We start from the raw sequence: 24,882 nt of genomic DNA, 5'->3' as shown, positions 1-24,882 counted from the left end.
AGTTTGGTATGCAAGGCAGTAACCCTTTCGACGATCCGCAGGGACAGTTTTACATTCTGCGTAACGCCCAACTGCAGTACAGCCTGTGGCCGCAGCAGTGCGACCTTCCGGCTGGCTGGCAGGTGATGCTCGAACCACAGCCGCTGGAGCAGTGTAATGCCTGGCTTAGCGGACAGGTTACCACGCTGACACCCGCTCATTACGCCATCGCAGGGAGCGCCGCATGACGAAGACTTTACCGCTGGTTGCCGCACAGCCGGGGATCTGGATGGCAGAGCAGCTCTCAACGCTACCGAATGCATGGAGCGTGGCGCACTATGTGGAGCTGAACGGTGAGCTGGATGCCCCGCTGCTGAGCCGGGCGATTGTCGCGGGTTTATCGCAGGCGGATACGCTGCGTCTGCGTTTTCTGCAGCAGGAGGGCGAGGTCAGCCAGTGGATTGACGATGCCATGATCTTCAGTACCCCTGAGTGCCTCGATCTGCGCCAGCAGGAAGACGCCGAAGCCGCGGCGAAGCGGGTGATGCAAAACGATCTCAAGCAAAACCTGCGTGCCGATGGCAATAATCCGCTGGTGATGCACAAACTGCTGCGCGTGGCCGATGACCGCTGGTTCTGGTACCAGCGCTACCATCACCTGCTGGTTGATGGCTTCAGTTTCCCGGCTATTACTCGCCAGATTGCCGCGATTTATCGTGCCTGGCAGCAGGGTGAGGCGACTCCGGAATCCCCGTTTACCCCGTTTGAAGAGGTGGTTGCCGAGTATCAGCAGTATCCACACAGTGAAGCATATCAGCGCGATAAACTGTTCTGGGCGGAGCAGCGCGCGGCGCTGCCGTCTCCGGCGTCGCTATCGCCGCTACCGCTCCCCGGACGGGCTACCACCACTGATATCTGGCGTTTTCACTTAACGGCAGACAGCCGCGACTTTGGCAAGCTTGCCAACGCGACGGGCTGTCAACGCGCGGATCTGGCACTGGCGCTGGTGGCGCTGTGGCTGGGTCGTCTGTGCGGGCGTCAGGAATATGCCGCCGGGTTTATCTTCATGCGCCGCATGGGTTCCGCGGCGCTCACCTCCACCGGCCCGGTGCTGAACGTGCTGCCGATGGCGGTGCGGCTCGACGCCGCTCTGACGGTGGCAGAGCTCGCGCAGCGCCTCGCCGCGCAGCAGAAAAAAATGCGTCGTCACCAGCGTTATGATGCCGAACAGATTGTGCGCGACGCCGGGAGAGCCGCCGGTGATGAAGCCCTGTTTGGCCCGGTATTGAACGTCAAAGTGTTTGAGTATCAGCTGGATCTACCCAACGTTTCGGCGAGAACCCACACGCTGGCGACCGGCCCGGTGAACGATATCGAACTGGCGCTGTTCCCGGATGAGCACGGTGGACTGTCGATTGAGATCCTGGCGAACCAGCAGCGCTACGACGAAGCAACGCTGCGCGGGCATATCGACAGACTGAGCGCCATGCTGCGCCAGTTGGCGGATAACCCAAACCTGCGCTGCGGCGATGTCGATCTGCTCAGTGCGGAAGAACACCAGCGGCTGGCGACCATTAACGACACCGCCGTGATGCTGCCGGAAACCACCCTCAGCGCGCTGGTGGCGGAGCAGGCGGCGAAGACACCGGACGCGATAGCGCTGGTGGATGCCCGCTGGCAGTTCAGCTACCGCGAGATGCGTGAACAGGTGGTGGCACTTGCAGAACTGCTGCGCGCCCGAGGCGTGAAGCCTGGCGATAGCGTGGCGGTGGCGCTGCCACGATCGGTATTTTTAACCCTCGCACTGCACGCGATTGTTGAAGCCGGGGCGGCCTGGTTGCCGCTCGACACCGGTTATCCGGACGACAGGCTGCGAATGATGCTGGAAGACGCACAGCCATCGCTGCTTATCACCTCAGAGGACCAACTTTCTCGCTTCTGTGGCGTTGAGACGCTGTGCTACAGCGAACCGCTGCCGGTCACCGACGGGGCGCCGCTCTTGCTTTCCCGTCCGGAACATACCGCGTACATCATCTTTACCTCCGGCTCCACCGGGCGTCCGAAAGGCGTGATGGTGGGGCAAACCGCCATCGTTAACCGTCTGCTGTGGATGCAGGAAAGCTATCCGTTAACGGCAAACGACGTCGTGGCGCAGAAAACGCCGTGCAGCTTTGACGTCTCGGTCTGGGAGTTCTGGTGGCCGTTTATCACCGGTGCAAGGCTCGTGATGGCAGAGCCGGAAGCGCATCGTGACCCGCAGGCGATGCTGCAGTTTTTCGAAAACTATGGTGTCACCACCACCCACTTTGTCCCCTCGATGCTGGCGGCGTTTGTCGCTTCGCTGACGGCGGAAAACCGCCATGGCTGCCGGAGCCTGCAGCGGGTATTCTGCAGCGGTGAAGCGCTGCCTGCCGAACTGTGTCGCGAATGGGAACAGCTGACCGCTGCCCCGCTGCACAACCTCTACGGCCCGACGGAAGCGGCGGTGGACGTGAGCTGGTATCCGGCCTGTGGCCCGGAACTGGCGGCGGTCACCGGCAACAGCGTGCCGATAGGTTTCCCGGTCTGGAATACCGGTCTGCGGATCCTGGATGCCATGATGCGCCCGGTGCCGTTCGGTGTGGCAGGCGATCTGTATCTCACCGGCATTCAGCTGGCGCAGGGCTATCTGGGGCGCCCGGACCTGACCGCCAGCCGTTTTATTGCCGATCCTTTCGTCCCGGGCGAGCGTATGTACCGCACCGGTGACGTTGCCCGCTGGCTGGATAACGGGGCGGTGGAATACCTTGGCCGCAGCGACGATCAGCTCAAAATTCGCGGTCAGCGCATTGAGCTTGGTGAAATCGACCGGGTGATGTCGGCGCTGCCGGATGTTGTTCAGGCGGTGGCGCATGCTTGCGTATTTAACCAGGCCGTGGCAACCGGCGGTGATGCCCGCCAGCTGGTGGGGTATCTGGTTTCTGAATCCGGCCTGCCGCTGCCGCTTGAGGCGTTGCAGACGCAATTGCGTCTGCAACTTCCTGCTCATATGGTGCCGGTGGTGCTGTTGCAGCTGGATGCATTACCGCTCAGCGCTAACGGTAAGCTGGATCGCAAGGCGCTGCCGTTGCCGCAGCTCACGCAAAAAGCGGCGGGACGGGCGGTGTCATCTGATGAAGAAGTGGCGGTGGCTGGCGCGTTCAGCGAGCTGCTCGGCTGCCAGGTGAACGACGTGGATGCTGATTTCTTCGCGCTTGGTGGACACTCGCTGCTGGCGATGCGTCTGGCCGCCATGCTGAGCCGCACCTTCGCCCGACGGGTCACGCCGGGGCAGGTGATGGTCGCCTCTACGGTAGGGCAGCTCAGCGCGCTGCTGGCGGCTGAGGACGATGGTCGCGCGGAGCGTCTCGGGTTTGAGACCATTTTGCCGCTGCGTGAAAGCGATGGCCCGACGCTGTTCTGCTTCCACCCGGCCTCCGGCTTCGCCTGGCAGTTCAGCGTGCTGGCGCGCTATTTGAGCGAGTGCTGGAACATCACCGGTATTCAGTCTCCGCGTCCTGATGGCCCTATGCAGAATGCGGCTAACCTCGACGAAGTGTGCGAGCACCATCTGGCGACGCTGCTGGAGCAGCAGCCCCGGGGGCCGTATTACCTGCTCGGCTACTCGCTCGGAGGGACGCTGGCGCAGGGTATTGCCGCTCGTCTCCAGCAACGCGGTGAAACGGTCGCTTTCTTAGGCCTGCTGGATACCTGGCCGCCGGAGACGCAAAACTGGGCGGAGAAAGAGGCTAACGGTCTGGATCCTGAGGTCCTGGCGGAAATTGCCCGCGAGCGGGAAGCCTTTATTGCCGCGCAGCAGGGGCAGGGATCGAGCGAGCTTTTCAACGCCATCGAAGGTAACTATGCCGACGCGGTGCGTCTGCTAACCACCGCGCACAGCGTACCGTTTGCGGGTAAGGCGACGTTGTTCGTGGCGGAGCGCACTCTGCCGGCAGGTATGAACCCGCAAACGGCCTGGGCGCCGTGGGTGGAGGCGCTTGAGGTGTACCGTCAGGACTGTGCCCACGTGGATATCATCTCCCCGCAGGCGTTTGAAAAGATTGGTCCGGTGCTGCGTGAGCTGCTGGGCTAAATCAGGTTTCCCTCTCCCGCTGGGGAGGGAATACTTAACGGTGACGGCCAAGCGGGATCACCAGCGGCGTTCCGGCAATCGGATCGTCAATGATGGTACAGCGCAGGCCGTAAATTTTCTCAATCAGGTCGGTGGTGACGATGACTTTTGGGTCACCTTCGGCAACTATCTTGCCATCGCGCAGTGCGATGAGATGCGTGGCATAGCGGCAGGCCTGGTTTAAGTCGTGCAGTACCGCTGCCAGCGTATAACCCTTCTCGCGATTTAATTCGCTCAGCAGTTCCAGCAAATCTATCTGGTGGCTGATATCAAGCCAGGTGGTTGGCTCATCCAGCAGCATAATCGAGGTTTCCTGTGCCAGCACCATGGCAATCCATGCCCGCTGCCGCTGCCCGCCGGAGAGCGTATCGACGCTCTGCTGGGCCAGTTCGGTAATGCCGGTCGCCTGCATCGCGCGGCTGACCGCCTCGTCGTCTTCCTGCCGCCAGCGACTGAACATCGGCTGGTGGGGGTAACGCCCGCGCGCTACCAGCTCCTGCACCGTGATATCTCCCGGTGTCGTGGCGTTTTGCGCCAGCAGACCAATACGCCGTGCCACCTCTTTACTGGGGTAGTGCGAAATGTGTTCGCCATCGAGCCAGACGTGACCGCGCGCTGGTGTCATCAGACGGCTTAGGGTACGCAGCAGCGTTGATTTACCGCAGCCGTTTGGGCCAATGATCGCCGTGAAGTGACCGTCCGGAATGGCCACGTTAAGCTGCTCGGCAATGGTTTTCTTGCCCCAGGCGAGGGTTAACTGGTCGCCGCGCAGTCGGGCAGTGGTATCGGTCATTTTTTACGAGACTCCTGAATTAACAACACGATGAGGTAGATGCCGCCGAGGCTGACGGTGACCACCCCCACCGGGAGCTGATACGGTAAAAAGATTTTTTGGGCGCAGAAATCGGCAAGCGACAGCAGTAGCGCGCCGCACAGCGCCGACTGGGTAAGCCCCCAGCGTGCGGTGCCGCTCAGGCGATGCGCGATATGTGGAGCGACCAGCGCAATGAAGGATATGGGGCCTGCAAGCGCCGTGGCGGCGGCGGTTAGCACCACCGCGACCAGCATCAGCAGCAGCCGCGAGCGCTCGACCCTTACTCCCAGCGCACAGGCGCTGTCGTCACCCATCTCCAGCAGACGTAAACGGCGTACCAGCAGCGTAGCGCCCACCAGCGCGAGCAGAATAAGCGGTGCAGAGGGCCAGGTCTTCGCCCAGGTGATGCCGTTGAGCGAACCGGCGTTCCACAGACCGGCGGTCAGCGCCGTCTCTAGAGAGGCGCGCAGCAGCAGCCAGGTATTGAAGGCAATCAGCATCGCACGCACGCCGATACCAATGATAATGAGGCGGAAAGTATCGATACCGTTGCGCCACGCCAGGGCCCACACCACGACAGAGGTCAAAATACCGCCCGCCATCGCCGCCAGCGCAATGGCGGTGAGATCCTGACCGAACAGCACCATCGCCACCAGCACGCCGCTCCATGCGCCGGTGTTGAAGCCCATCACGTCCGGGCTGCCCAGCGGGTTACGCATCAATGACTGAAATATGGCGCCGCTGACCCCAAGGGCGGCACCAATCAACAGCGCCATCAGCACACGTGGCAGACGCCATTCGGTCACCACGAGGGTAATACTGCGCGGTGCATCGCCCATCAGCGCAGCGAAAACCTGGCTGAGCTCCAGCGTCACCGCTCCGCTGCAAAGCCCCCACAGCGCGATACCGGTTCCTGCCAGCAACAGCAGCAGGCAGCTTACGACCAGCCGACGAGAAGGTGCGGTCATTGGGCACCTCCTTTCGGCTGGCGGCGTACCAGCCAGATAAGCACTGGCGCACCAATAAAGGCGCTGACCACCGATACACGCAGTTCACCCGGCACCAGCAGGCGGCCAGCAATATCGGCGAACAGCAGCAGGGCTGGTGTCGCGAGCAGCGTCACCGGCAGCGACCAGCGGTGATCGGCGCCGACTATCCAGCGTGCGACGTGCGGCATCATCAGGCCGATAAAGGCTATCGGGCCGACGAGGGCGGTGGCGCTGCCGCTCAGCACGGCAATGGCCAGCAGGCCGATAATTTGGGTTCGGGCGACGCGGCTACCGAGCGCGGTGGCGGTATCGGTGCCGAGACTCAGGCTGTTCAGCGACCGGCTCAGGCCGAGTGCGACGGCACCGGCAATCAGCGCCGGCAGCAGCACGGCCTTCAGGGTAACGAGGCTGCGGATATCAAGCGAACCGGCTTGCCAGAAACGCAGTTGATCGTAAACGTCGGGGTTGAGCAGGGCGATCCCACTGGACAGCCCTTCCAGGACCGCACCAAGGGCAACGCCAGCGAGGGTTAATCGTACCGGGCTTAGCTGACCGCCACCCTGGCTGCCGGTAAACGCCACCAGGAGTGATGCTGCCAGCGCGCCGCCGAAGGCCATCGCCAGCTGTTCCTGCGGCGACGTCAACCCCCAAATTGCAGCGCCGAGGACGATTGCAAAGCTGGCCCCGGCGTTAACGCCGAGGATCCCCGGGTCGGCGAGCGGATTACGGGTCAGGGATTGCATTAACGCCCCGGCCAGGCCCAAAGCACCGCCGGCCAGTAATCCGGCAAGGGTTCGCGGCAGTCGTGCGTCAAGCACGATGGTACAGTCGGCGGTCTGGCAGGTGCCTGAGAGGGCATCGTAAATGATGCTTACCGGGAGCGGTTTTGCGCCAATAAGCAGGCTGAGTGCAGCGGCAAAAACGAGCAAAAGCAATAAACCGGGAACGGCAATGGCGCGCAACGCGGTTTTAGAACACGACATAGGCAACATCCATGAGTATGATAATGATAGTACTTATCGTTATCGATCTTATTTGTATATGTTACCATGCACCACCATGAATCTGGTAAGGAATTAGCGCAAGGCGCCTCATGAATCGACAATCCTGGCTACTCAATTTAAGCCTCCTGAAAACGCATCCGGCCTTTCGTGCCGTGTTTATTGCTCGCTTTATCTCCATTCTTTCTCTTGGGTTATTGGGCGTGGCTGTCCCGGTACAAATTCAGACAATGACCCACTCCACCTGGCAGGTGGGTCTCTCGGTGACGCTGACCGGCGGGGCGATGTTTGTCGGCCTGATGGTGGGCGGCGTGCTGGCGGATCGCTACGAGCGAAAAAAACTGATCCTGCTGGCGCGTGGGACCTGCGGTATTGGTTTTCTCGGGCTGTGGCTGAATGCGCTGTTGCCTGAACCCTCACTGCTGGCGGTATACCTGCTGGGGCTGTGGGATGGCTTCTTTGCCTCTCTTGGCGTGACGGCGCTGCTGGCCGCAACGCCGACGCTGGTCGGGCGTGAGAACCTGATGCAGGCCGGAGCGATCACGATGTTGACCGTCCGCTTAGGTTCGGTGATTTCGCCGATGGTTGGCGGGCTGCTGCTGGCGACCGGCGGCATGGAGTGGAACTTCCTGCTGGCGGCGCTCGGGACCTTCATTACGACGCTCACTCTGTTGCGTTTACCGCTACTGCCACCGCCACCGCAGCAGCGTGAACATCCGCTGAAATCACTGCTCGGTGGGATCCGCTTCTTATTCCAGAGCCCGCTGATTGGCGGCATTGCGCTGCTGGGCGGACTGCTGACCATGGCGAGTGCTGTTCGGGTGCTGTATCCGGCGCTGGCGGAGGGCTGGCAGATGTCGGCTTCGCAGATTGGGTTGCTGTACGCGGCGATCCCGCTCGGCGCAGCGCTGGGGGCGCTGACCAGCGGGCAGCTGGCGCAAACTTCACGTCCAGGGCGGGTGATGTTGCTGACGACGGTTGCTTCTTTCGTGGCGATAGCGCTCTTTAGCGTAATGCCGCTGTGGCTGGGAGGCGTGGTATGCCTGGCGCTATTCGGCTGGCTCAGCGCTATCAGTTCTCTGCTGCAGTACACCCTGATCCAGACACAAACACCGGAGGCGATGCTCGGGCGTATTAACGGCCTGTGGACCGCGCAAAACGTCACCGGGGACGCTATCGGCGCGGCGGTGCTCGGGGGGCTTGGCGCCATACTGACGCCGGTATCCGCCGCCAGTACCAGCGGCTGGGCGCTGGCGATCGTGGGTTTACTGCTGGTGTGGCTGCTGGGTGAGCTGCGACGTTTTCAGCGCGAAGGGCCTGAATCTCTCACCCCAGCAAAGCCGTTAGCCAAATAATTTCTCCAGCCGCTGGAGTACCAGCATGGCGCTGTAGTAGTCGAGGCGGAAGGTTTCGGTGCCAAGGGCGTATACGCGCTTGTGCTGTACCGCTGGCAGATGTGCCAGCAGCGGGTTGTCATAGATGGCATCGACGTCCTTCTGGTCGCCGGCAAACAGGAACAGTGACTCACCGTTAAGTCCTGCAGCCAGATTTTCACCGCCCAGCTGAAGAATATCGTGGCGCTTACCCTGGCTCTGGCTGGTATGCAGATCCGCCGGTAATGGAGCAAGGGTAAAACCGAGCTGGGTCAGGAGTTTGCCCTGCGCGGAGTCGGCGGTCCACAGGTTAGCGCTGTGCGCAGCGGCGGTATACACCAACGCGCTCACCGGCTGCGGGGGTAGCGTCATTTTGGTTTTCAGCGTCGCAAGCTGTTGGGCGAAACTATTGATCCGCGCGGCGGCCTGTTTCTCATGACCGGTAATGGTGCCGAGCTGCGTCAGCAGCGCCTGCCAGCTCTTATCGTCGTAGTTGATGATGAGCGTAGGGGCAATGGCGGAGAGCTGGTCGTACAGCGCGATGGCGGAATCGCCGCCGGTGGCGCTAATGAGAATAAGATCTGGCATTTGCGCCGCTACCGCTTCTGCGCTGGGTTCGCCGATATACAGGCGCGCGAGCTGGCGAGATTTTGCTTCAGTGCTCCACTGGCGCAGAAAACCCTGGTCGTCGGCAACGCGGTTGTTTGGCGTGGTGGCGCCGCTGGCAACTATCGGCGCATCAATCGCGAGCAGGGAACCCGTCAGGGTCACGCTGGTGGAGACAATTCGCGTAGGTTGGCTTGAAAGGGTATGGGTGCCGCGGCTGTCGGTTACCTGGCGCGGCCAGTCGGCGGCATACGCTGAGGCAAATCCGAAAAGAAAAAGTGCTGAAATCAGTAAGCTACGGGACCACATAGAACAAAGTTTCACGAATTAATGTCCTGTTTTTATTGGAGTGAATGCGTCTCATTTTCACAATCCTCTCTCCGGGTTGCAAGTGTTCATCGTGCAATATGCGGGTTGAGCGGTTGACATCATACGCATTTACTTTTAGCTTACCGAACCAAAATATAAATGATAATCATTATTAATATCTTTATCGTTTCGGAGGATGATATGGAAACGTCATTGGCTGAGGATGTGCTGGACGAGACGACAACGCTGTCGCCCGATAGCTTCTTCTTCATGTCCCCGTACCGCAGTTTTACTACCTCTGGCTGCTTTAGCCGTGTGTCGACCCCCGTTGAGGGCGGCGACGATCTGAATAGCGCTTTCCAGCAAAGCATCAGTACGGCGTTCCGCGAGGCAAAAGCCGCCGGGATCCGCAAACCGGTGATGGTCGGGGCAATCCCGTTCGATACTACGCAGCCTTCCGCGCTATTTATTCCACAGCAGTGGCAAACCTTCTCCCGTACCAGCCGACAGCACGCTGCCCGTTACGCCGCGGCATTGCCGGAGATGAACGTCACCGAGCGGCAGGAAATCCCGCCTCAGGACGGGTTCATGTCGATGGTCGCCAGCGCCGCCGGGCTTACCGCTACGCCGGAAGTGGACAAGGTGGTGCTTTCCCGCCTGATAGAGATTTCGACCGATGCGCCGTTAGACAGCGGTGCGCTGCTCGAACGTCTGATTGCACAGAACCCGGCGAGCTACAACTTCCATATCCCTCTGCCTGACGGCGGTGTGCTGCTGGGGGCAAGCCCGGAGCTGCTGTTACGTAAAGAGGGCAGGCACTACAGTTCGCTGCCGCTGGCCGGTTCTGCGCGCCGCCAGCCGGATGACATGCTGGATCGCGAGGCGGGCAATAAGCTGCTGGCGTCGGAAAAAGATCGCCACGAGCATGAGCTGGTTACCCAGGCGATGAAGGCGGTGCTTGCACCGCGCAGCAAAATGCTGGAGCTGCCGGATTCCCCACAGCTGGTGACGACGCCAACCCTGTGGCATCTGGCGACCCCTATCGAAGGGATTGCTCATGACGAAGAGAATGCGCTGTCGCTGGCCTGTTTGCTGCACCCGACTCCGGCGCTGAGCGGTTTCCCGCATCAGGTGGCAAAACGCCTGATTAGCGAACTGGAACCCTTCGATCGTGAACTGTTCGGCGGCATCGTCGGCTGGTGCGATGACGAAGGCAACGGCGAGTGGGTGGTGACCATCCGCTGCGCCCGCGTGCGTGAGAACCAGGTTCGCCTGTTTGCGGGCGCCGGAATTGTTCCGGCTTCTTCACCGCTTTCCGAGTGGCGCGAAACCGGTGTGAAGCTTTCCACCATGCTGAACGTTTTTGGCCTGCACTGAGGAGCGAGTATGACTATTCCGTTTACCCGCTGGCCGCAGGAAGCTGCCGCTCGCTACCGGGAGAAAGGCTACTGGCTGGATCTGCCCCTCACTGACATTCTGACCCGCCACGCTGATAACGACGCCATCGCCGTGTACGATGGTGAACGCACCTTCAGCTACCGCGAGCTCAACCAGGCGGCTGATAACCTCGCGGCCCACCTGCAACGTCAGGGGATAAAATGCGGCGAAACCGCGCTGGTGCAGCTTGGCAATGTGGCGGAGTTTTATGTCACCCTCTTTGCGCTGCTGCGCCTTGGCGTGGCACCGGTTAACGCGCTGTTCAGCCATCAGCGCAATGAGCTTAGCGCCTATGCGCAGCAGATTGCGCCGACGCTACTCATCGCCGACCGCGAGCACGCGCTGTTTGCCGACGATACCTTCCTCAATACTTTTGTCGCAGAGCATCCTTCGTTACGCCTGGTGCTGCTACGTGGGGATATGGGGGAACATGCTCTCGAAGCCGCGATGGCACAGGCGAGTGACGCACTGGTACCGACGCCTTCACCCGCCGATGAGGTGGCGTTCTTCCAGCTCTCCGGCGGCAGCACCGGTACGCCGAAGCTTATCCCGCGTACTCACAATGACTACTACTACAGCATTCGCCGCAGTAATGAGATTTGTCATTTTGATGCGCAGACCCGCTATCTCTGCGCGCTGCCGGCAGCGCATAACTACCCGATGAGCTCGCCGGGCGCGCTGGGGGTGTTTCTTGCCGGCGGCGCCGTGGTGCTGGCGAGCGATCCGAGCGCCACCTTGTGCTTCCCGCTCATCGAAAAACACCAGGTCAACGTTACGGCACTGGTCCCTCCGGCGGTCAGCCTGTGGCTGCAGGCGATCAGCGAGTGGGGGAGCAATGCTTCGTTACGCTCTCTGAAGCTGTTGCAGGTGGGCGGCGCAAGGCTTTCTGCCTCGCTCGCGGCGCGGATCCCGGCGGAAATCGGCTGTCAGCTGCAGCAGGTGTTCGGCATGGCGGAGGGGCTGGTGAACTACACCCGCCTGGACGACAGCGAGGCACGCATCCTTAACACCCAGGGTTGCCCGATGAGCCCGGACGATGAAGTCTGGGTTGCGGATGAACAAGGTAACCCGTTACCGCTCGGTGAAGTCGGGCGTCTCATGACCCGTGGCCCGTACACCTTCCGGGGTTATTTCCGCAGCCCTGCACATAATGCCGAAGCCTTCGACAAGAACGGTTTTTACGCTTCCGGCGATCTTATTTCTATCGACAAAGACGGCTATATCACCGTTCAGGGACGCGAGAAAGATCAGATCAACCGCGGCGGCGAGAAGATCGCGGCGGAAGAAGTTGAGAATCTGCTGCTGCGTCATGAGTCGGTTATCCATGCGGCGCTGGTCAGTATGGAGGACAGCCTGCTCGGCGAGAAAAGCTGCGCGTACCTGGTGACTACGGCTCCGCTGCGGGCGGTTGCCGTGCGTCGTTTCCTGCGTGAGCAGGGCGTCGCGGAATTTAAGCTGCCGGATCGCGTGGAGTGCGTAGAAACGCTGCCGCTGACCCCGGTTGGCAAAGTGGACAAGAAAAAATTGCGTCAGTGGCTGGCGGTAAACGCTTCAGCCTGAAGGAGACAACAACATGGCTATTCCTAAACTGCAGGCTTATGCCCTGCCAGGCGCCGATGACATTCCGGCGAACAAAGTTGACTGGGCCTTTGAGCCTGAGCGCGCCGCGCTGCTTATTCACGATATGCAGGAGTACTTCCTCAACTTCTGGGGTGAGAACAGCCTGATGATGGAAACCGTCGTCGCCAACATTGCGGCCCTGCGTCAGTACTGCAAGCAGCACCATATTCCGGTGTATTACACCGCGCAGCCGAAAACGCAAAGCGATGAAGACCGTGCGTTACTGAACGATATGTGGGGGCCGGGGTTAACCCGTTCCCCGGAGCAGCAGCAGGTGATTGCCGCACTGGCGCCCGATGAAGCTGATACCGTGCTGGTGAAGTGGCGCTACAGCGCATTCCATCGCTCTCCGCTGGAAGAGATGCTGAAGCAAACCGGGCGCAATCAGCTGATTATCACCGGCGTGTATGCGCATATCGGCTGCATGACCACCGCCACCGATGCGTTCATGCGCGACATTAAACCGTTCTTTGTGGCCGACGCGCTGGCGGATTTCAGCCGCGAGGAACACCTGATGTCGCTCAACTACGTAGCCGGTCGTTCAGGCCGGGTGGTGATGACGGAAAATCTGCTGCCGGTACCGCTTTCAAAAGCGGCGCTGCGCACCACCATTCTGCCGCTGCTCGATGAATCCGACGTGCCGCTGGATGATGAGAATCTGATTGATTATGGCCTCGATTCGGTACGCATGATGTCCCTTGCCGCCCGCTGGCGCAAAGTGCACGGCGATATCGATTTTGTGATGCTGGCGAAGAACCCGACGATTGACGCCTGGTGGACGCTGCTCTCTCGCGAGGTGAAGTGATGGCCGGGTTTGATTTTCACGGCAAACACGTTTGGGTAACCGGCGCGGGCAAAGGCATTGGTTATGCTACCGCGCTGGCGTTCACCGAGGCGGGTGCCAGCGTTACCGGTCTCGACCTGACCTTTGACGGTGAGCATTACCCTTTTGCCACTGAAGTGCTGGACGTCGCCGATGCCGAAGAGGTGGCGCTGGTAAGCCGCCGTCTGCTGGCGCATCAGCCCCGCCTGGATGTGCTGGTGAATGCCGCCGGGATCCTGCGCATGGGCGTGACCGATGCGCTGAGCCAGCAGGACTGGCAGCAGACTTTTGCGGTCAACGTTGGCGGCGCCTTTAACCTGTTTCAGAACACCATGGCGCAGTTTCGCCAACAGCAGGGTGGGGCAATGGTCACCGTAGCATCTGATGCCGCCCACACGCCGCGCATTGGCATGAGCGCCTATGGCGCCTCGAAGGCCGCGCTGAAAAGCCTGGCTTTGACGGTGGGGCTGGAGCTTGCCGCCAGCGGTGTGCGTTGTAATCTGGTGTCGCCGGGATCGACCGATACCGATATGCAGCGCACGCTGTGGCGCAGCGACGACGCCGAGCAGCAGCGCATTCGTGGGTTCGGCGAGCAGTTTAAGCTCGGCATTCCGCTGGGCAAAATCGCCCGCCCGCAGGAGATTGCCAGTACGGTGCTGTTCCTGGCCTCCGAGCAGGCGAGCCATATCACGCTGCAGGATATTGTGGTCGACGGCGGCTCGACGCTGGGGGCTTAGATGATCTGGAAACGTCATTTAACGCTCGAAGCACTGAACGAAACCAGCCGCCACACCATGGTTGAGCATCTGGGGATTGTCTATACCCGTCTCGGTGATGACATGCTGGAAGCGGAAATGCCGGTGGATGCCCGCACACATCAGCCTTTTGGCCTGCTGCACGGCGGGGCTTCGGCGGCGCTTGCAGAAACGCTGGGTTCGATGGCGGGATACCTGATGACCCGCGACGGCCAGTGCGTAGTGGGAACCGAGCTTAATGCTACCCATCATCGCCCGGTTTCTCAGGGTAAAGTGCGCGGCGTGTGCCAGCCGTTGCACCTGGGGCGGCAGAGTCAGAGCTGGGAGATTGTGGTGTTTGATGAACAGGGCAGGCGCTGCTGCACCTGCCGGTTAAGTACGATGGTGATGGGTTAAAGCATTGATATAACCCGGCGAAGCAGGCGGATACGTGGTTCAATGGACGCAATATCCAGCCACTCCGCCGGACTGTGGAAACCTGCGCCGACCGGGCCAAACCCATCCAGCGAAGGGATCCCCAAAGCGGCGGTATGGTTAGCATCGCTACCGCCGCCTACCGCCTGCCAGGTCACTTTTACGCCTTCTTCCTGACCTGCAAGCTCGACGAGGCGCATCAGCAGCTGTGTCTCTTCGCTGGCTGCCATCGCCGGTTTGTGGTTAATGCGAGTAAGCGATGTGGTAACCCCGTCGAGGAATCCTTCGGCACACAGCGCTTCCAGCGCCTTATTCACCCGCTCATACTCGTCGTTTTCCCAGAAGCGTACGTCCAGCTCTGCGACGGCGTGGTCTGCAACCACGTTGGCAACGCTGCCGCCAGAGATAACGCCCACATTCAGCGTGGTGCCGCGTGGGATATCACTTAACGCATTGATGGCGAGAATACTGTTAGCCAGCGCGGTTACCGCAGAACGGCCTTTCTCCGGCTCGTTCCCGGCGTGTGCTGCGACGCCGCTGAAGGTGAGACGATAGCCCGCCATACCTTTACGTGCTTTAACCAGTGAGCCGTCGGCGCGTGCGGCCTCGCAAACCAGTACGCAGCGGGAACGTTTGGCGATTTCCCCTATCCACTGGTGTGAATGGACGCTGCCGGTTTCTTCATCCGGATTCATGGCAATGGCGATAGATAATCTTTCCAGATGGGTGTTGCTGAGGCTGCGCATCGCCCACAAGATATTGAGCAGACCGCTTTTCATATCGGATACGCCCGGCCCGTACAAGCGTTCGCTATCCTGAGTAAGCGGGCGTTCAGCCACGGTACCCTGCGGGAATACAGTATCCAGATGGCCAACCAGCAGCACGTCATACTCTTTGGCTTCTGGCTTGTTGGTGACAAACACGCCCGGGCCAACTTTATCTCCAAGATCAACACGCTGGGTGTGCCAGCCTTCCTTCTGCCACAGGGTTTCCATGACGCCCGCGACGGTAGCAACACCGGAGAGGGTTGCGGTGCCGCAGTCGACGTTGACCAGTGATTTTAGCTCTTCAATATAGCGTTCAAGATTCATATTGCGTCCTGTTCTAGATAATAATGCGCATCAGCAGCATGGCTAAAAAGGCATTGATGACTGAGATAACAATCATCAGTGGGATCCGTTTGGCGCGGGTGCCGATGACACCGAGAATGCGGCCGATATACTGCACCTGCGAACCCATCAGGTAGATGGCGGGAGCGAGGATCGCCAGATGTTCGCCGGTGAGAATGCCTTTATCGAACAGACCGATAGCGACCCCGATCCCGCCTCCCATCGACATCCAGCCGCCGATTAACACCGCAGCCGCTTCGCCCGGCAGACCGAAAAGCCCCATCAGCGGAGCGAAAATCATGCCCAGGCCCTTCAGTGCCCCGGTGATCTCCAGAGCTTTAATAATGATGAATGCCATCACGACGTTAGGCAGGGTACTGCTGGTGGCTATCCCCCAGCCTTTACGCGCGCCTTCAACAAAAACATCGGTAATGACCGGTTTAGATGGCGATACGCTCATGAGGCTTCTCCTTTTGCCTGAGTAGGGGCGGGAGCATCTTTGGCGCTAAAACGCACAACCAGACGCAGCATATTGGCGCCGACAATTTTCATGATGAACATGACGGCCACGCAGGCGCCGATAGAAGTAGGAACGGCAGCGGTGCCATCAATGGCAACCAGGGTGAAGAGGATTGCACCGGAGGAAAAGAAGTTGGTGATCATTGCTCCCGCTGAAAACTGAAACATGGCGAAAACGTCTTTTTCATTTTCGCTGATTTGCCCTTCATCAGACAGGTTGCGGGTGAGAGAGGCTCCGACATCGGTGCTTTGCAGGCTGCCGATCAGTGCAAGCCCGGTGGTGCCCGGAATACCAAGCAATGGTCGTAATAGCGGCGTGAGCAAACGACGTGCGGCGCGCAGGGCACCGTAGTGCTCGAGAACGTTGATCATCCCGAGCGCAAACATCACCGCCGGGATCAGACCAAGAGCAAACAGAAAACCATCCATCGCGCCGCTGCCGCCGGTTCCGCGGAAGGCGCTGGTGGCGGTGGTCAGGGTGCCATCATCAAGCGATGCTTTACTGACGACTTTGCCGAAAGCACCGTTGAGCGTGGTGAAATCAAATACGCCGTACCACTCTTTTCCTCCCAGCAGGCCGGAAAAGAAGACGGCAGCAAACGCCAGGGCGAAGTACGCGCCTGGCCCAACCTTGTAGTCCTCAGGTGTTGAACTTTTCATATCCATGTCCTTGTTTATATGCGGATCCGCCTGCTTATTCTGGCGAGGATGGGAACAAAAAAAATGATACAAATCATTTCGTGACGGTATTAGATCGAGCAAAAGCAAAAACTGTGACAGGGAGAGCTTGTACAGTGAAAGGCGTTGCTACGGCGTGAAAGTGATCGACTTAACAATGTGATGTAAAAAGATGGTGATATGTCTGTTTTAATTGGTTGTTGTGTTGTTAATTTTTGACCGAATGTTATAGATACAAAATGTAACAACTCACCTCTCCACTCATGGAAACAACACAATGAATAACTCAGGGAAATACCTTGTCTGGGCATTGCTTTCCGTTGTCGGAGCCTTTGCCCTCGGCTATATCGCCCTCAATCGCGGTGAACAAATCAGCGCATTGTGGATTGTCGTGGCATCGGTTTGTATTTATCTCATCGCCTACCGTTTTTATGGCCGCTACATTGCCAAAACCGTGCTGGCGGTAGATCCCACGCGCATGACGCCCGCCGTGCGCCACAACGACGGTCTGGACTATGTGCCGACCGACAAGAAAGTGCTGTTCGGTCACCATTTTGCCGCCATCGCCGGGGCAGGCCCGTTAGTCGGCCCGGTGCTGGCAGCGCAGATGGGCTATTTACCAGGGATGATCTGGATCCTCGCCGGCGTGGTGCTGGCCGGTGCGGTACAGGACTTCATGGTGCTGTTTGTCTCCACGCGCCGCGACGGGCGTTCGCTTGGTGAGCTGGTGAAAGAGGAAATGGGCCCCACCGCTGGGGTCATTGCCCTCATCGCCACATTTATGATTATGGTGATAATCCTCGCGGTGCTGGCAATGATCGTGGTGAAAGCGTTGACCCATAGCCCGTGGGGAACGTATACCGTCGCCTTTACCATTCCGCTGGCAATTTTCATGGGAGTCTATATTCGTTTCCTGCGTCCCGGGCGGATCGGCGAGGTTTCCGTTATCGGTCTGGTGCTGCTGGTTTTTGCCATTATCTCTGGCGGCTGGGTAGCAGAAAGCCCGACCTGGGCGCCGTGGTTTGACTTCACCGGGGTGCAACTGACGTGGATGCTGGTGGGGTATGGGTTTGTGGCGGCGGTGCTGCCGGTGTGGCTGCTGCTGGCGCCGCGTGATTACCTCTCAACCTTCCTGAAGATTGGTACCATTGTCGGGCTCGCGATTGGCATTCTGATTATGCGCCCAACGTTGACGATGCCGGCGCTGACCAAGTTTGTTGATGGTACAGGCCCGGTATGGACCGGTAATCTGTTCCCGTTCCTGTTCATTACTATCGCCTGTGGCGCGGTTTCTGGCTTCCATGCGCTGATTGCCTCCGGTACGACGCCTAAGATGCTGGCGAGCGAAGGGCAGGCTTGCCTTATCGGCTACGGCGGTATGCTGATGGAGTCGTTTGTGGCGATCATGGCGCTGGTGGCGGCCTGTATTATCGACCCGGGCGTCTACTTTGCCATGAACAGCCCGATGGCGGTGCTGGCACCGGCAGGCACCACCGACGTTGTCGCGTCGGCGGCACAGGTGGTCAGCAGCTGGGGCTTCACCATCACCCCAGATACGCTTAAGCAGATTGCCAGCGAAGTGGGTGAGCAGTCGATAATCTCCCGCGCAGGTGGAGCGCCGACGCTGGCGGTGGGGATGGCGTATATTCTGCATGGTTCGCTGGGCGGCCTGATGGATGTATCCTTCTGGTACCACTTTGCTATCCTGTTTGAAGCGCTGTTTATCCTGACCGCCGTCGATGCCGGTACCCGTGCGGCGCGCTTTATGCTGCAGGATCTGCTCGGGGTTATCAGCCCGAACCTGAAACGAACGGACTCACTGCCTGCGAACCTGCTGGCAACGGCGCTGTGCGTGCTGGCGTGGGGCTATTTCCTGCACCAGGGGGTGGTCGATCCGCTGGGCGGTATTAATACCCTGTGGCCGCTGTTTGGTATTGCTAACCAGATGCTGGCGGGAATGGCGCTGATGCTTTGCGCGGTGGTGCTGTTCAAGATGAAGCGTCAGCGTTATGCCTGGGTGGCGCTGCTGCCGACGGCGTGGCTGCTGATCTGTACTCTGACGGCAGGCTGGCAGAAGGCCTTCAGTCCGGATGCTAAGATTGGCTTCCTGGCGATCGCTAATAAGTTCCAGGCGATGATCGACAGCGGTAATATTCCGTCGCAGTACACCCAGTCGCAGCTGACGCAGCTGGTGTTTAATAACCGTCTTGATGCCGGACTGACCATTTTCTTCATGGTGGTCGTTGTGGTACTGGCGCTGTATTCTCTGAAGACCGCGCTGGCGGCGCTGAAGGAAGACAAACCGACGGCGAAAGAGACGCCATACGAGCCGATGCCGGAGAACCTGGATGGGATCGTAAGCCAGGCAAAAGGGGCGCATTAACGCCTCATCGTAACCCTCTCCCCTGAGTGGGAGAGGGGCTAAAAGCGAGAAATGAAAAATGTTCGACACGCTTTCTAAAGCAGGAAAATATCTGGGCCAGGCGGCGAAGATGATGATTGGTGTGCCCGACTATGATAATTACGTCGAGCATATGCGAGTCAATCATCCGGATCAGACGCCGATGACCTATGAAGCGTTTTTCCGCGATCGTCAGGACGCCCGTTACGGCGGCAAAGGCGGGGCGCGCTGCTGTTAGAGGTAAAGGCTGATTTGTTGCTGGGTACAACCGTAAATCGCCGCCAGTTTTTCGCGGGTGCGTTTTTGCGGGCGAGAGTCGGTAGACTCCAGCTGAGAAATGGCAGATTGGGTGATACCAAGTTTTTCAGCCACTTCCTGCTGTGATAAACCACTGGCGATACGCCAGGCCGCCTGCAGACTCACGTTCTGGGTATCCATGATGCTAATGATATTGGCTGGAATACCGACGTTATCGTACTCATCGGCCTCATATGGGATCTCTTCCCACTCATCACTATCATTGCTCCCGGCAATAGCAGCCTGACCGAGACGCATACGGAACCACATGTCGTAGGGAATAACGACAAACTGCGGCTCACCATTTTGATCGTTAATATATTGCACATCCATAAGTGACACTCTCCTCATGCAGATACGTGGTGGAGGTTCGACGTTTGACTGCCACAACGTAGCAGATGTCCTGCCGCTCCCCCTGAACGGTGAAGATGATCCGGTAGTCCCCTACGCGCAGCCGAAAATGGTCTTCCGGATATGCTAACCGCTTTAGGTCAACGGGCGGCGCGCTTTGGTCGCCAATATCGAAAAGCCGTTCTTTCAGCCTGTCCCGATAACGTACATCTATCTTTGCTAATTGCTTACAGGCGGCTCTGGACCACATAAACCTCATTTCGACCTCCACGTTACAGTATAAGTAAATTATTAGATAATTAGATTTTCTAAATAACTCATGAAGGCAGAGTACTTAATGGCGCGCGGAGCCAAAAGGGAGGGATGTCGAGGCTGGGAAGCATCACGGAAAAAAGTTAACGAAGGTACTGGAAATTGCAGATGCTATGGAAAGCCGCTCGCAGAAGCGAGCGGGGGCGCGGATGCACCCCCAACGTTATTATTTGACCGTCCAGGCCTGTGAGAAGTGGCGGTCGGCAAACAGCTCCAGCAGACCACTTACCTGTTTTAGCCGCAGGACTTCATCACTATCCATACCCAGCTCCAGGCCGATTTTTTTATCTTCCCAGCCCAGCAGCGACAGCTCACGGACGATGTCGGACATCGCGTTTATCTGATGGCGACCACGGGCGCGGTTGTGGCGGATTGTCGAGGCCATGTGGGCGTCTGGTTTATCATGCTCGCCGCTCAGGCAGGTGACGGGAAGATAGCCTTTCAGCTGCTTTTTCAGCACGGGTTTTGATTTTGCCAGCTCCTGGCGATGGAAGCCGTCGATGATTTCAAACCGGTGATCGGTATGCTGAACTGCGACAATGGGCTGGGTAAAACCGTCGGTTTCTAATGATTTCTGCAGCAGCCGTTTTTCCGGTGGGGCAACGTTGTTCGGGTTGTAGTCATTAGGTGAAACCGTCTCCTGTTTGACCCACAGGACGCAGTCAATGGGCTGGTTCTGAAACGGACTTTGATGATGAAGCGCGAGACGGAAGGCATTAATGGCTTCGATGCGTTCATTCTCAGGCAGGTTGCTGAGATACTCTTCCATCTGTTGAATTAGTCTTTGTTGCATAAAATTCCCCATTCCTTGCGTTTTTTATTAACTCGCTCGCTATAGCGCTGGTAGTTACCCGGCTTGGTGGGGCTGAAGGAGAGCATGCGGCACCAGTAATCGTTGTTTAACATGACCTTGCAGATCCGGCGCCAGGAAGGGATATCTTTCGAGCCAATATCTCCTGGTTGGGTATCTGGAATGGTTTCCCCTTTTTTCTGGTACCAGTGCAGATAGACGGCGATCTTGTTGCGGTAATGTTCGGCGGTTTTTTGCGGCATGCTGTCCAGCAAGAACAACGCATAGCTTTCCCAGCTGTGATTCTGCGGTTTCTCGAGTTTGCGGTGGCCGTAAAATTGATTGTCGAGCCCGGCATAGGTACCGCCGCTTTGTACCCCGCTGACACGTTCACACATGCTGGCCCAACGTTCGGGCTCCAGAACATGGTACAACCACAGCCCTTGTCGTTGTTCCGGGCCGAAAGGTTCACAGATGCGCATATAGCGAAAGGGGACCCCGGCCTGGTACATGAGGTCGTAGAGCGGGTTGTAGCTGCGCTTCGTTTTCGCAAACCAGGTCCAGATATCCGCCGTTTTCCAGTCGTATATTGGATAGACATACCAGGTATGTCCTCCCGGAGCGACGCTGGTCCATGGCATATCATCGGCAAAACGCTGTTTGCGTGCGCTGGCGATAGCTAAAAAGCGGTTGTAGGACTCGTCGGCACGAATCCCCACTAACATCGCGGCCGGACGTTTTTCAGCAAACCAGGCTGCAAACTCGCGGACGAAAGCTTCAAACGTCATGCCAACGTGGTAGAAGGGAAAATAGTCTTGCCCGGTAATCGCATCTGCTGGTGGTGTGCGTACCCAGTCAGCTGCAGGATCCCAGCATTGCCATTCAGGCTGGAATTGCGAGAGAGCATTCTGGGTGGTTAGCGGTAATGCTACCCACCAGAATTTTTCTATCACATCAGCGTAGCACTCACGCATTTTCTCAATATGGGTGATGGTGCAGGAGAATTGCGCCTCCCAGTCAATAAACAGCACATGTATTTTTTTATTCAACTGACGCGCCAGCAGCGCCGTCAGGTGCAGCATGACGGTTGAATCTTTCCCTCCGGAGAAGGAAACGCAGACCTTAGGTAAATTCTCCAGAGCCCAGGTAATGCGCTCTGTGCTGCCCTCCAGAACGGTCTGGTTGAGAGGAAGTTTGTAAAGCGACATAGTCAGTTTCCGTACAGGAAAATATCCAGAATTTCATATAATATAGATCGTTTCGCTTTTAGTTGATATAAATGATTGGTCAACCGAAATCTATCAATAAAATTAATAAACAATTAGAAACACATTCAAATGTTTAATGTATTGAGAGATGTGAACTAGTGCTGATTCACCTGATTTATAAAATCTACAAATGCCTTGCTGTTGAGGGATGCACGGTTGTACATCATAAATATGTCAACGCTTGGCAGGGTGAAGGGGGTCGCTATTTCCTGTAGTTTCAGGCTGTCTTTATAATAATCGAAGGCTACTTTAGGGAGCAGGCCCAGCAGGTCAGAATGGGAAATAATATTAATAATTGAGATCAGTGAATCGCTACGGAAAGTGATTTTTCGATTCATGAACAGCATTTCGCTCTGATCCTGAAGGCGCTTAGCCCCGGGCTCAGAGGTGATATAGTAGGTGAACTCTTCTTCAAGCAGCTTATCCAGCGCTAAACCGCTGTAGACCCGAGGGTGGTTTTGACGACAGGTTAGTACGGCGGGTGTCGTAACGTACAGTTCGGAAACAATGGAGCGGTTATTGATAGGAAAAAGTGAGAAAATAATATCGGCTTTGCGAAAGGCCAATAAATCTTCCGCAGACTCCTGTGTGATAAATATATCCCGATGCTCGATCTCGTAATTATTTTGCTTACGTAATGTGGTAATAGGTTCCAGCATCCCTCCGGCGAGTAATAATTGCGAGCAGTAAATAACAAAGCTCTTTTTCAGGGCAGTGGTATGCATAATATTGATAGTTTGTTCTATCTGATTGAGGTTTTCCTCAAGATAGCGGTGCAAATTGACACCCATCGTTGTCGGGGTGATGCCTTTACCGGAACGAATAAACAAAGGGTCGTTGAATTGGGTGCGTAAGCGCTGGAGCGACTGGCTAACGGCTGAGGGCGTGATAAAGAGAGTTTCTGCCGCTTTACTAATACTGAGGTGCTGGTAAATACACTCAAAAACGATCAACAGATTGAGATCAAATTTTTTTAGATTATAGAGGTTAGCCATTGGGATTCCTTTTTCTGGCAAAGATATTAGTTAAATACAAACCATCGCCATTCCAGGCGACATGTTGTTGTTTTCTTTAATATATGCGACTAAAAACAAATGCCTTGATGAATCAGTATATTCGATAAATGAAATTTTGCTAAGGATCATTTGTAGTTAATCAGAGCAAGGGTAATGGATTCTTACTCTGATTAACTTATTGTATATTATGGTTTTTCACCAAGCATTGCTTTGAGTTGTTCGGCATCAGGCAAACCAACTACCTGCTGAAGTTCTTTTTCATTATTCATGTAATAAATAGCGGGGGTGGCGTTAGCGCCTAATGCGTCCATGAGGTGTTGATTCTCATTAAGAATTTTCATCTGTGCCGGTGGAACGGCTGCAGGGACGTTAAGGGCGAGCTTGCCGCCAGATTGTTCGTAATCGTGCCAGGTTTTGGCCGGGTCTTTGGCACTCATTATGGCCGCTGCCGTCGCCGGGCTTTCGGGCTTGATTACACCCACCATCAGGGTTCTGAGCTGAACCTTCCCTGATTCTACCCATGGGCGTGCCTGTTGCCAGAACTGCTTGCAATACGGGCAGAACGGATCGGCAAACACGTAAATAATCTGCGGGGCGTCTTTTTTGCCATCGAGGATCCAGCTCGCTTTTTCCATGCGTTGCCAGAGCTCGCGTCCTGCAGGAGCGTAGATCTCTTTCTGAATGATTTTTTCGCTCAGGTTGCTGCCTTTCTCATCATACATATAGCCCGAGATGGCATGTTTGCCGTCGGGTGTGACATAAATCGTCACCCCCATGTCCTGATACTTCCCGAGATAGCCCTTCATGCCGCCCGGCGCATCGAAAGGTTTAATGATGGTTATGCCTTGCTTTTCGATGGCTTTAACCGCGTCGGGAAGCTCCTGCGCAAAGGCGAAGCCGGGGAGCAGGCTCAGAAGTAGCACATGTTTCAGCATTATCATCCTCATCAATTGAAAAGCCAGGCCTTAGCCTATCACAGTCATAGGAAAGACCAGGTTTCCAGTTATTGCCCTTTTACGGGACGAATGGTGTAATCGCTGCGCTTTTACGACCTTTGCGAAGGAAGTGGAGAGCGCAACGCACTGAACCGGTCTCACGGTTCGGGTAACGAGGCCACCTGTTTTCAGGTGGCCTTTTTACGTTCAGGGTTTCCGAACGTGTTGTTAGTCAGCGCTTATTGATTTGATAAAGGAAACGCATTAGCCGTACCCGGCAAAGTTCGTTACCTTTGCTGTCAACGAAAACACGGAGGAAGTACAGATGTCTTTAATTAATACTAAAATCAAACCTTTCAAAAACCAGGCGTTCAAAAACGGTGAATTCATCGAAGTTACCGAAAAAGACACCGAAGGTCGCTGGAGCGTCTTCTTCTTCTATCCGGCTGACTTCACCTTCGTTTGCCCGACCGAGCTGGGCGACGTGGCTGACCATTACGAAGAACTGCAGAAACTGGGCGTAGACGTGTATTCCGTTTCTACCGACACCCACTTCACCCATAAAGCATGGCACGGCAGCTCTGAAACCATCGCTAAAATCAAATACGCGATGATCGGTGACCCGACCGGGGCGCTGACCCGTAACTTCGACAACATGCGTGAAGATGAAGGTCTGGCTGACCGCGCAACCTTCGTTGTTGACCCACAGGGTATCATCCAGGCTATCGAAGTGACCGCTGAAGGTATCGGCCGCGACGCGTCTGACCTGCTGCGTAAAGTGAAAGCTGCTCAGTACGTTGCTTCCCACCCGGGTGAAGTGTGCCCGGCGAAATGGAAAGAAGGCGAAGCGACGCTGGCTCCGTCCTTAGATCTGGTCGGCAAAATCTAAGCCTGACCCCATCAGCAATCAATGGGCGCATCTGCGCCCATTTCAAG

The 24,882-nt window shown here is 57.3% G+C and carries 24 protein-coding genes; 11 read left to right on the top strand and 13 right to left on the bottom strand.

Features of this window, described 5'->3' with window-relative positions; genetic code table 11:
* Positions 1 to 8: 8 nt before the first annotated feature.
* Both C7387_RS10980 and entF read left to right on the top strand, forming a co-directional pair.
* Positions 9 to 227 (top strand): MbtH family protein, encoded by a 219-nt coding sequence (locus C7387_RS10980; RefSeq protein WP_120816653.1) that lies wholly within the window; start codon positions 9 to 11, stop codon positions 225 to 227.
* Positions 224 to 4,090 (top strand): enterobactin non-ribosomal peptide synthetase EntF, encoded by a 3,867-nt coding sequence (gene entF / locus C7387_RS10975; RefSeq protein WP_120816652.1) that lies wholly within the window; start codon positions 224 to 226, stop codon positions 4,088 to 4,090. Before C7387_RS10980 ends, entF begins: the two co-directional genes overlap by 4 nt.
* A gap of 34 nt (positions 4,091 to 4,124) precedes the next feature.
* On the opposite strand, the gene fepC is transcribed toward entF, so the two are convergent.
* Genes fepC through fepD form a run of 3 tightly spaced genes read right to left on the bottom strand, consistent with a single transcriptional unit; the run spans position 4,125 to position 6,915 of the window.
* The gene (gene fepC, locus C7387_RS10970; protein ID WP_006818970.1) at positions 4,125 to 4,922 is read right to left on the bottom strand and encodes an iron-enterobactin ABC transporter ATP-binding protein; all 798 of its coding nucleotides are present in this window, start codon (positions 4,920 to 4,922) and stop codon (positions 4,125 to 4,127) included.
* Entirely contained in the window at positions 4,919 to 5,911 is a 993-nt protein-coding gene (gene fepG / locus C7387_RS10965) for an iron-enterobactin ABC transporter permease (protein WP_006818971.1), read from the bottom strand. Before fepG ends, fepC begins: the two co-directional genes overlap by 4 nt.
* Complete coding sequence (gene fepD / locus C7387_RS10960) at positions 5,908 to 6,915, bottom strand: Fe(3+)-siderophore ABC transporter permease (protein ID WP_120816651.1); 1,008 nt, start codon at positions 6,913 to 6,915, stop codon at positions 5,908 to 5,910. The genes fepG and fepD overlap by 4 nt, the downstream gene beginning before the upstream one ends.
* A gap of 110 nt (positions 6,916 to 7,025) precedes the next feature.
* On the opposite strand from fepD, the gene entS reads away from it, so the two are divergent.
* Positions 7,026 to 8,288 carry an enterobactin transporter EntS gene (gene entS / locus C7387_RS10955; RefSeq protein ID WP_120816650.1) on the top strand — a complete coding sequence of 421 codons (1,263 nt, stop codon included), beginning with the start codon at positions 7,026 to 7,028 and terminating at the stop codon, positions 8,286 to 8,288.
* On the opposite strand, the gene fepB is transcribed toward entS, so the two are convergent.
* On the bottom strand, positions 8,277 to 9,236 hold the full coding sequence (gene fepB, locus C7387_RS10950; protein ID WP_120816649.1) for a Fe2+-enterobactin ABC transporter substrate-binding protein: 960 nt from the start codon (positions 9,234 to 9,236) through the stop codon (positions 8,277 to 8,279). The two genes, entS and fepB, sit on opposite strands and share 12 nt — an antisense overlap.
* Positions 9,237 to 9,422: 186 nt before the next feature.
* Here fepB and entC point away from each other — a divergent pair, with 186 nt between their 5' ends.
* From entC to entH, 5 genes are read left to right on the top strand one after another with little or no spacing between them, the layout of a single operon-like run.
* Positions 9,423 to 10,598, top strand: a complete 1,176-nt coding sequence (entC, locus tag C7387_RS10945; RefSeq protein WP_040903923.1) for an isochorismate synthase EntC — start codon at positions 9,423 to 9,425, stop codon at positions 10,596 to 10,598.
* A 9-nt stretch (positions 10,599 to 10,607) separates the two neighbouring features.
* Positions 10,608 to 12,218 (top strand): (2,3-dihydroxybenzoyl)adenylate synthase EntE, encoded by a 1,611-nt coding sequence (gene entE / locus C7387_RS10940; protein WP_120816648.1) that lies wholly within the window; start codon positions 10,608 to 10,610, stop codon positions 12,216 to 12,218.
* Between the two features lie 13 nt (positions 12,219 to 12,231).
* Complete coding sequence (locus tag C7387_RS10935) at positions 12,232 to 13,083, top strand: isochorismatase (protein ID WP_120816647.1); 852 nt, start codon at positions 12,232 to 12,234, stop codon at positions 13,081 to 13,083.
* Positions 13,083 to 13,838 (top strand): 2,3-dihydro-2,3-dihydroxybenzoate dehydrogenase EntA, encoded by a 756-nt coding sequence (gene entA, locus C7387_RS10930; RefSeq protein ID WP_120816646.1) that lies wholly within the window; start codon positions 13,083 to 13,085, stop codon positions 13,836 to 13,838. Before C7387_RS10935 ends, entA begins: the two co-directional genes overlap by 1 nt.
* Complete coding sequence (gene entH / locus C7387_RS10925; protein WP_038254698.1) at positions 13,839 to 14,252, top strand: proofreading thioesterase EntH; 414 nt, start codon at positions 13,839 to 13,841, stop codon at positions 14,250 to 14,252. It begins immediately after the preceding gene.
* Here entH and C7387_RS10920 read toward each other — a convergent pair.
* The 3 genes from C7387_RS10920 to C7387_RS10910 are packed head-to-tail and all read right to left on the bottom strand — an operon-like array spanning position 14,249 to position 16,558.
* The gene (locus C7387_RS10920) at positions 14,249 to 15,361 is read right to left on the bottom strand and encodes a M20 family metallopeptidase (protein ID WP_006818980.1); all 1,113 of its coding nucleotides are present in this window, start codon (positions 15,359 to 15,361) and stop codon (positions 14,249 to 14,251) included. The genes entH and C7387_RS10920 overlap by 4 nt on opposite strands.
* Before the next feature lie 13 nt (positions 15,362 to 15,374).
* Positions 15,375 to 15,839 carry a YjiG family protein gene (locus C7387_RS10915; protein ID WP_006818981.1) on the bottom strand — a complete coding sequence of 155 codons (465 nt, stop codon included), beginning with the start codon at positions 15,837 to 15,839 and terminating at the stop codon, positions 15,375 to 15,377.
* Positions 15,836 to 16,558, bottom strand: coding sequence for a nucleoside recognition domain-containing protein (locus tag C7387_RS10910; protein WP_172635575.1), 723 nt, complete (start codon positions 16,556 to 16,558; stop codon positions 15,836 to 15,838). Before C7387_RS10910 ends, C7387_RS10915 begins: the two co-directional genes overlap by 4 nt.
* Before the next feature lie 295 nt (positions 16,559 to 16,853).
* Here C7387_RS10910 and cstA point away from each other — a divergent pair, with 295 nt between their 5' ends.
* Both cstA and C7387_RS10900 read left to right on the top strand, forming a co-directional pair.
* On the top strand, positions 16,854 to 18,959 hold the full coding sequence (cstA, locus tag C7387_RS10905) for a pyruvate/proton symporter CstA (RefSeq protein WP_006818983.1): 2,106 nt from the start codon (positions 16,854 to 16,856) through the stop codon (positions 18,957 to 18,959).
* Positions 18,960 to 19,017: 58 nt separating this feature from the next.
* Positions 19,018 to 19,215 carry a YbdD/YjiX family protein gene (locus C7387_RS10900; RefSeq protein ID WP_006818984.1) on the top strand — a complete coding sequence of 66 codons (198 nt, stop codon included), beginning with the start codon at positions 19,018 to 19,020 and terminating at the stop codon, positions 19,213 to 19,215.
* On the opposite strand, the gene C7387_RS10895 is transcribed toward C7387_RS10900, so the two are convergent.
* From C7387_RS10895 to dsbG, 6 genes are all read right to left on the bottom strand, one after another.
* Positions 19,212 to 19,607, bottom strand: a complete 396-nt coding sequence (locus C7387_RS10895; protein ID WP_006818985.1) for a helix-turn-helix domain-containing protein — start codon at positions 19,605 to 19,607, stop codon at positions 19,212 to 19,214. The genes C7387_RS10900 and C7387_RS10895 overlap by 4 nt on opposite strands.
* Positions 19,588 to 19,884, bottom strand: coding sequence for a type II toxin-antitoxin system RelE family toxin (locus C7387_RS10890; protein WP_038254700.1), 297 nt, complete (start codon positions 19,882 to 19,884; stop codon positions 19,588 to 19,590). Before C7387_RS10890 ends, C7387_RS10895 begins: the two co-directional genes overlap by 20 nt.
* Before the next feature lie 219 nt (positions 19,885 to 20,103).
* A complete protein-coding gene (locus C7387_RS10885; protein WP_038254702.1) occupies positions 20,104 to 20,730 on the bottom strand; it encodes an IbrB-like domain-containing protein in 627 nt (208 codons plus the stop codon).
* On the bottom strand, positions 20,715 to 21,935 hold the full coding sequence (locus C7387_RS10880; protein ID WP_120816645.1) for a phosphoadenosine phosphosulfate reductase: 1,221 nt from the start codon (positions 21,933 to 21,935) through the stop codon (positions 20,715 to 20,717). Before C7387_RS10880 ends, C7387_RS10885 begins: the two co-directional genes overlap by 16 nt.
* A gap of 155 nt (positions 21,936 to 22,090) precedes the next feature.
* Positions 22,091 to 22,990 carry a DNA-binding transcriptional repressor CitR gene (gene citR, locus C7387_RS10875; protein ID WP_120816644.1) on the bottom strand — a complete coding sequence of 300 codons (900 nt, stop codon included), beginning with the start codon at positions 22,988 to 22,990 and terminating at the stop codon, positions 22,091 to 22,093.
* A 206-nt stretch (positions 22,991 to 23,196) separates the two neighbouring features.
* A complete protein-coding gene (gene dsbG, locus C7387_RS10870) occupies positions 23,197 to 23,946 on the bottom strand; it encodes a thiol:disulfide interchange protein DsbG (protein ID WP_120816643.1) in 750 nt (249 codons plus the stop codon).
* Between the two features lie 325 nt (positions 23,947 to 24,271).
* Between dsbG and ahpC the strand changes: the two genes are divergently transcribed.
* Positions 24,272 to 24,835, top strand: coding sequence for an alkyl hydroperoxide reductase subunit C (ahpC, locus tag C7387_RS10865; RefSeq protein ID WP_006818993.1), 564 nt, complete (start codon positions 24,272 to 24,274; stop codon positions 24,833 to 24,835).
* Positions 24,836 to 24,882 lie beyond the last annotated feature (47 nt).

It is taken from the genome of Yokenella regensburgei, assembly GCF_003634235.1.
Taxonomy (GTDB): domain Bacteria; phylum Pseudomonadota; class Gammaproteobacteria; order Enterobacterales; family Enterobacteriaceae; genus Yokenella; species Yokenella regensburgei.
The sequence above is the reverse complement of the archived record's forward strand: the minus strand, read 5'-3'. Positions and strand labels throughout refer to the sequence as shown.

Excerpts from the sequence above, each read along its gene's own strand:
- C7387_RS10910 (WP_172635575.1), bottom strand. The coding sequence starts at position 16,558 with ATGAAAAGTTCAACACCTGAGGACTACAAGGTTGGGCCAGGCGCGTAC.
- citR (WP_120816644.1), bottom strand. The coding sequence starts at position 22,990 with ATGGCTAACCTCTATAATCTAAAAAAATTTGATCTCAATCTGTTGATC.
- entS (WP_120816650.1), top strand. The coding sequence starts at position 7,026 with ATGAATCGACAATCCTGGCTACTCAATTTAAGCCTCCTGAAAACGCAT.
- C7387_RS10895 (WP_006818985.1), bottom strand. The coding sequence starts at position 19,607 with ATGGATGTGCAATATATTAACGATCAAAATGGTGAGCCGCAGTTTGTC.
- entH (WP_038254698.1), top strand. The coding sequence starts at position 13,839 with ATGATCTGGAAACGTCATTTAACGCTCGAAGCACTGAACGAAACCAGC.
- C7387_RS10915 (WP_006818981.1), bottom strand. The coding sequence starts at position 15,839 with ATGAGCGTATCGCCATCTAAACCGGTCATTACCGATGTTTTTGTTGAA.
- entC (WP_040903923.1), top strand. The coding sequence starts at position 9,423 with ATGGAAACGTCATTGGCTGAGGATGTGCTGGACGAGACGACAACGCTG.
- fepD (WP_120816651.1), bottom strand. The coding sequence starts at position 6,915 with ATGTCGTGTTCTAAAACCGCGTTGCGCGCCATTGCCGTTCCCGGTTTA.
- C7387_RS10890 (WP_038254700.1), bottom strand. The coding sequence starts at position 19,884 with ATGAGGTTTATGTGGTCCAGAGCCGCCTGTAAGCAATTAGCAAAGATA.
- entF (WP_120816652.1), top strand. The coding sequence starts at position 224 with ATGACGAAGACTTTACCGCTGGTTGCCGCACAGCCGGGGATCTGGATG.
- C7387_RS10935 (WP_120816647.1), top strand. The coding sequence starts at position 12,232 with ATGGCTATTCCTAAACTGCAGGCTTATGCCCTGCCAGGCGCCGATGAC.
- C7387_RS10900 (WP_006818984.1), top strand. The coding sequence starts at position 19,018 with ATGTTCGACACGCTTTCTAAAGCAGGAAAATATCTGGGCCAGGCGGCG.
- fepC (WP_006818970.1), bottom strand. The coding sequence starts at position 4,922 with ATGACCGATACCACTGCCCGACTGCGCGGCGACCAGTTAACCCTCGCC.
- C7387_RS10920 (WP_006818980.1), bottom strand. The coding sequence starts at position 15,361 with ATGAATCTTGAACGCTATATTGAAGAGCTAAAATCACTGGTCAACGTC.
- cstA (WP_006818983.1), top strand. The coding sequence starts at position 16,854 with ATGAATAACTCAGGGAAATACCTTGTCTGGGCATTGCTTTCCGTTGTC.
- dsbG (WP_120816643.1), bottom strand. The coding sequence starts at position 23,946 with ATGCTGAAACATGTGCTACTTCTGAGCCTGCTCCCCGGCTTCGCCTTT.
- entA (WP_120816646.1), top strand. The coding sequence starts at position 13,083 with ATGGCCGGGTTTGATTTTCACGGCAAACACGTTTGGGTAACCGGCGCG.
- entE (WP_120816648.1), top strand. The coding sequence starts at position 10,608 with ATGACTATTCCGTTTACCCGCTGGCCGCAGGAAGCTGCCGCTCGCTAC.
- C7387_RS10885 (WP_038254702.1), bottom strand. The coding sequence starts at position 20,730 with ATGCAACAAAGACTAATTCAACAGATGGAAGAGTATCTCAGCAACCTG.
- C7387_RS10880 (WP_120816645.1), bottom strand. The coding sequence starts at position 21,935 with ATGTCGCTTTACAAACTTCCTCTCAACCAGACCGTTCTGGAGGGCAGC.
- C7387_RS10980 (WP_120816653.1), top strand. The coding sequence starts at position 9 with ATGCAAGGCAGTAACCCTTTCGACGATCCGCAGGGACAGTTTTACATT.
- fepG (WP_006818971.1), bottom strand. The coding sequence starts at position 5,911 with ATGACCGCACCTTCTCGTCGGCTGGTCGTAAGCTGCCTGCTGCTGTTG.
- ahpC (WP_006818993.1), top strand. The coding sequence starts at position 24,272 with ATGTCTTTAATTAATACTAAAATCAAACCTTTCAAAAACCAGGCGTTC.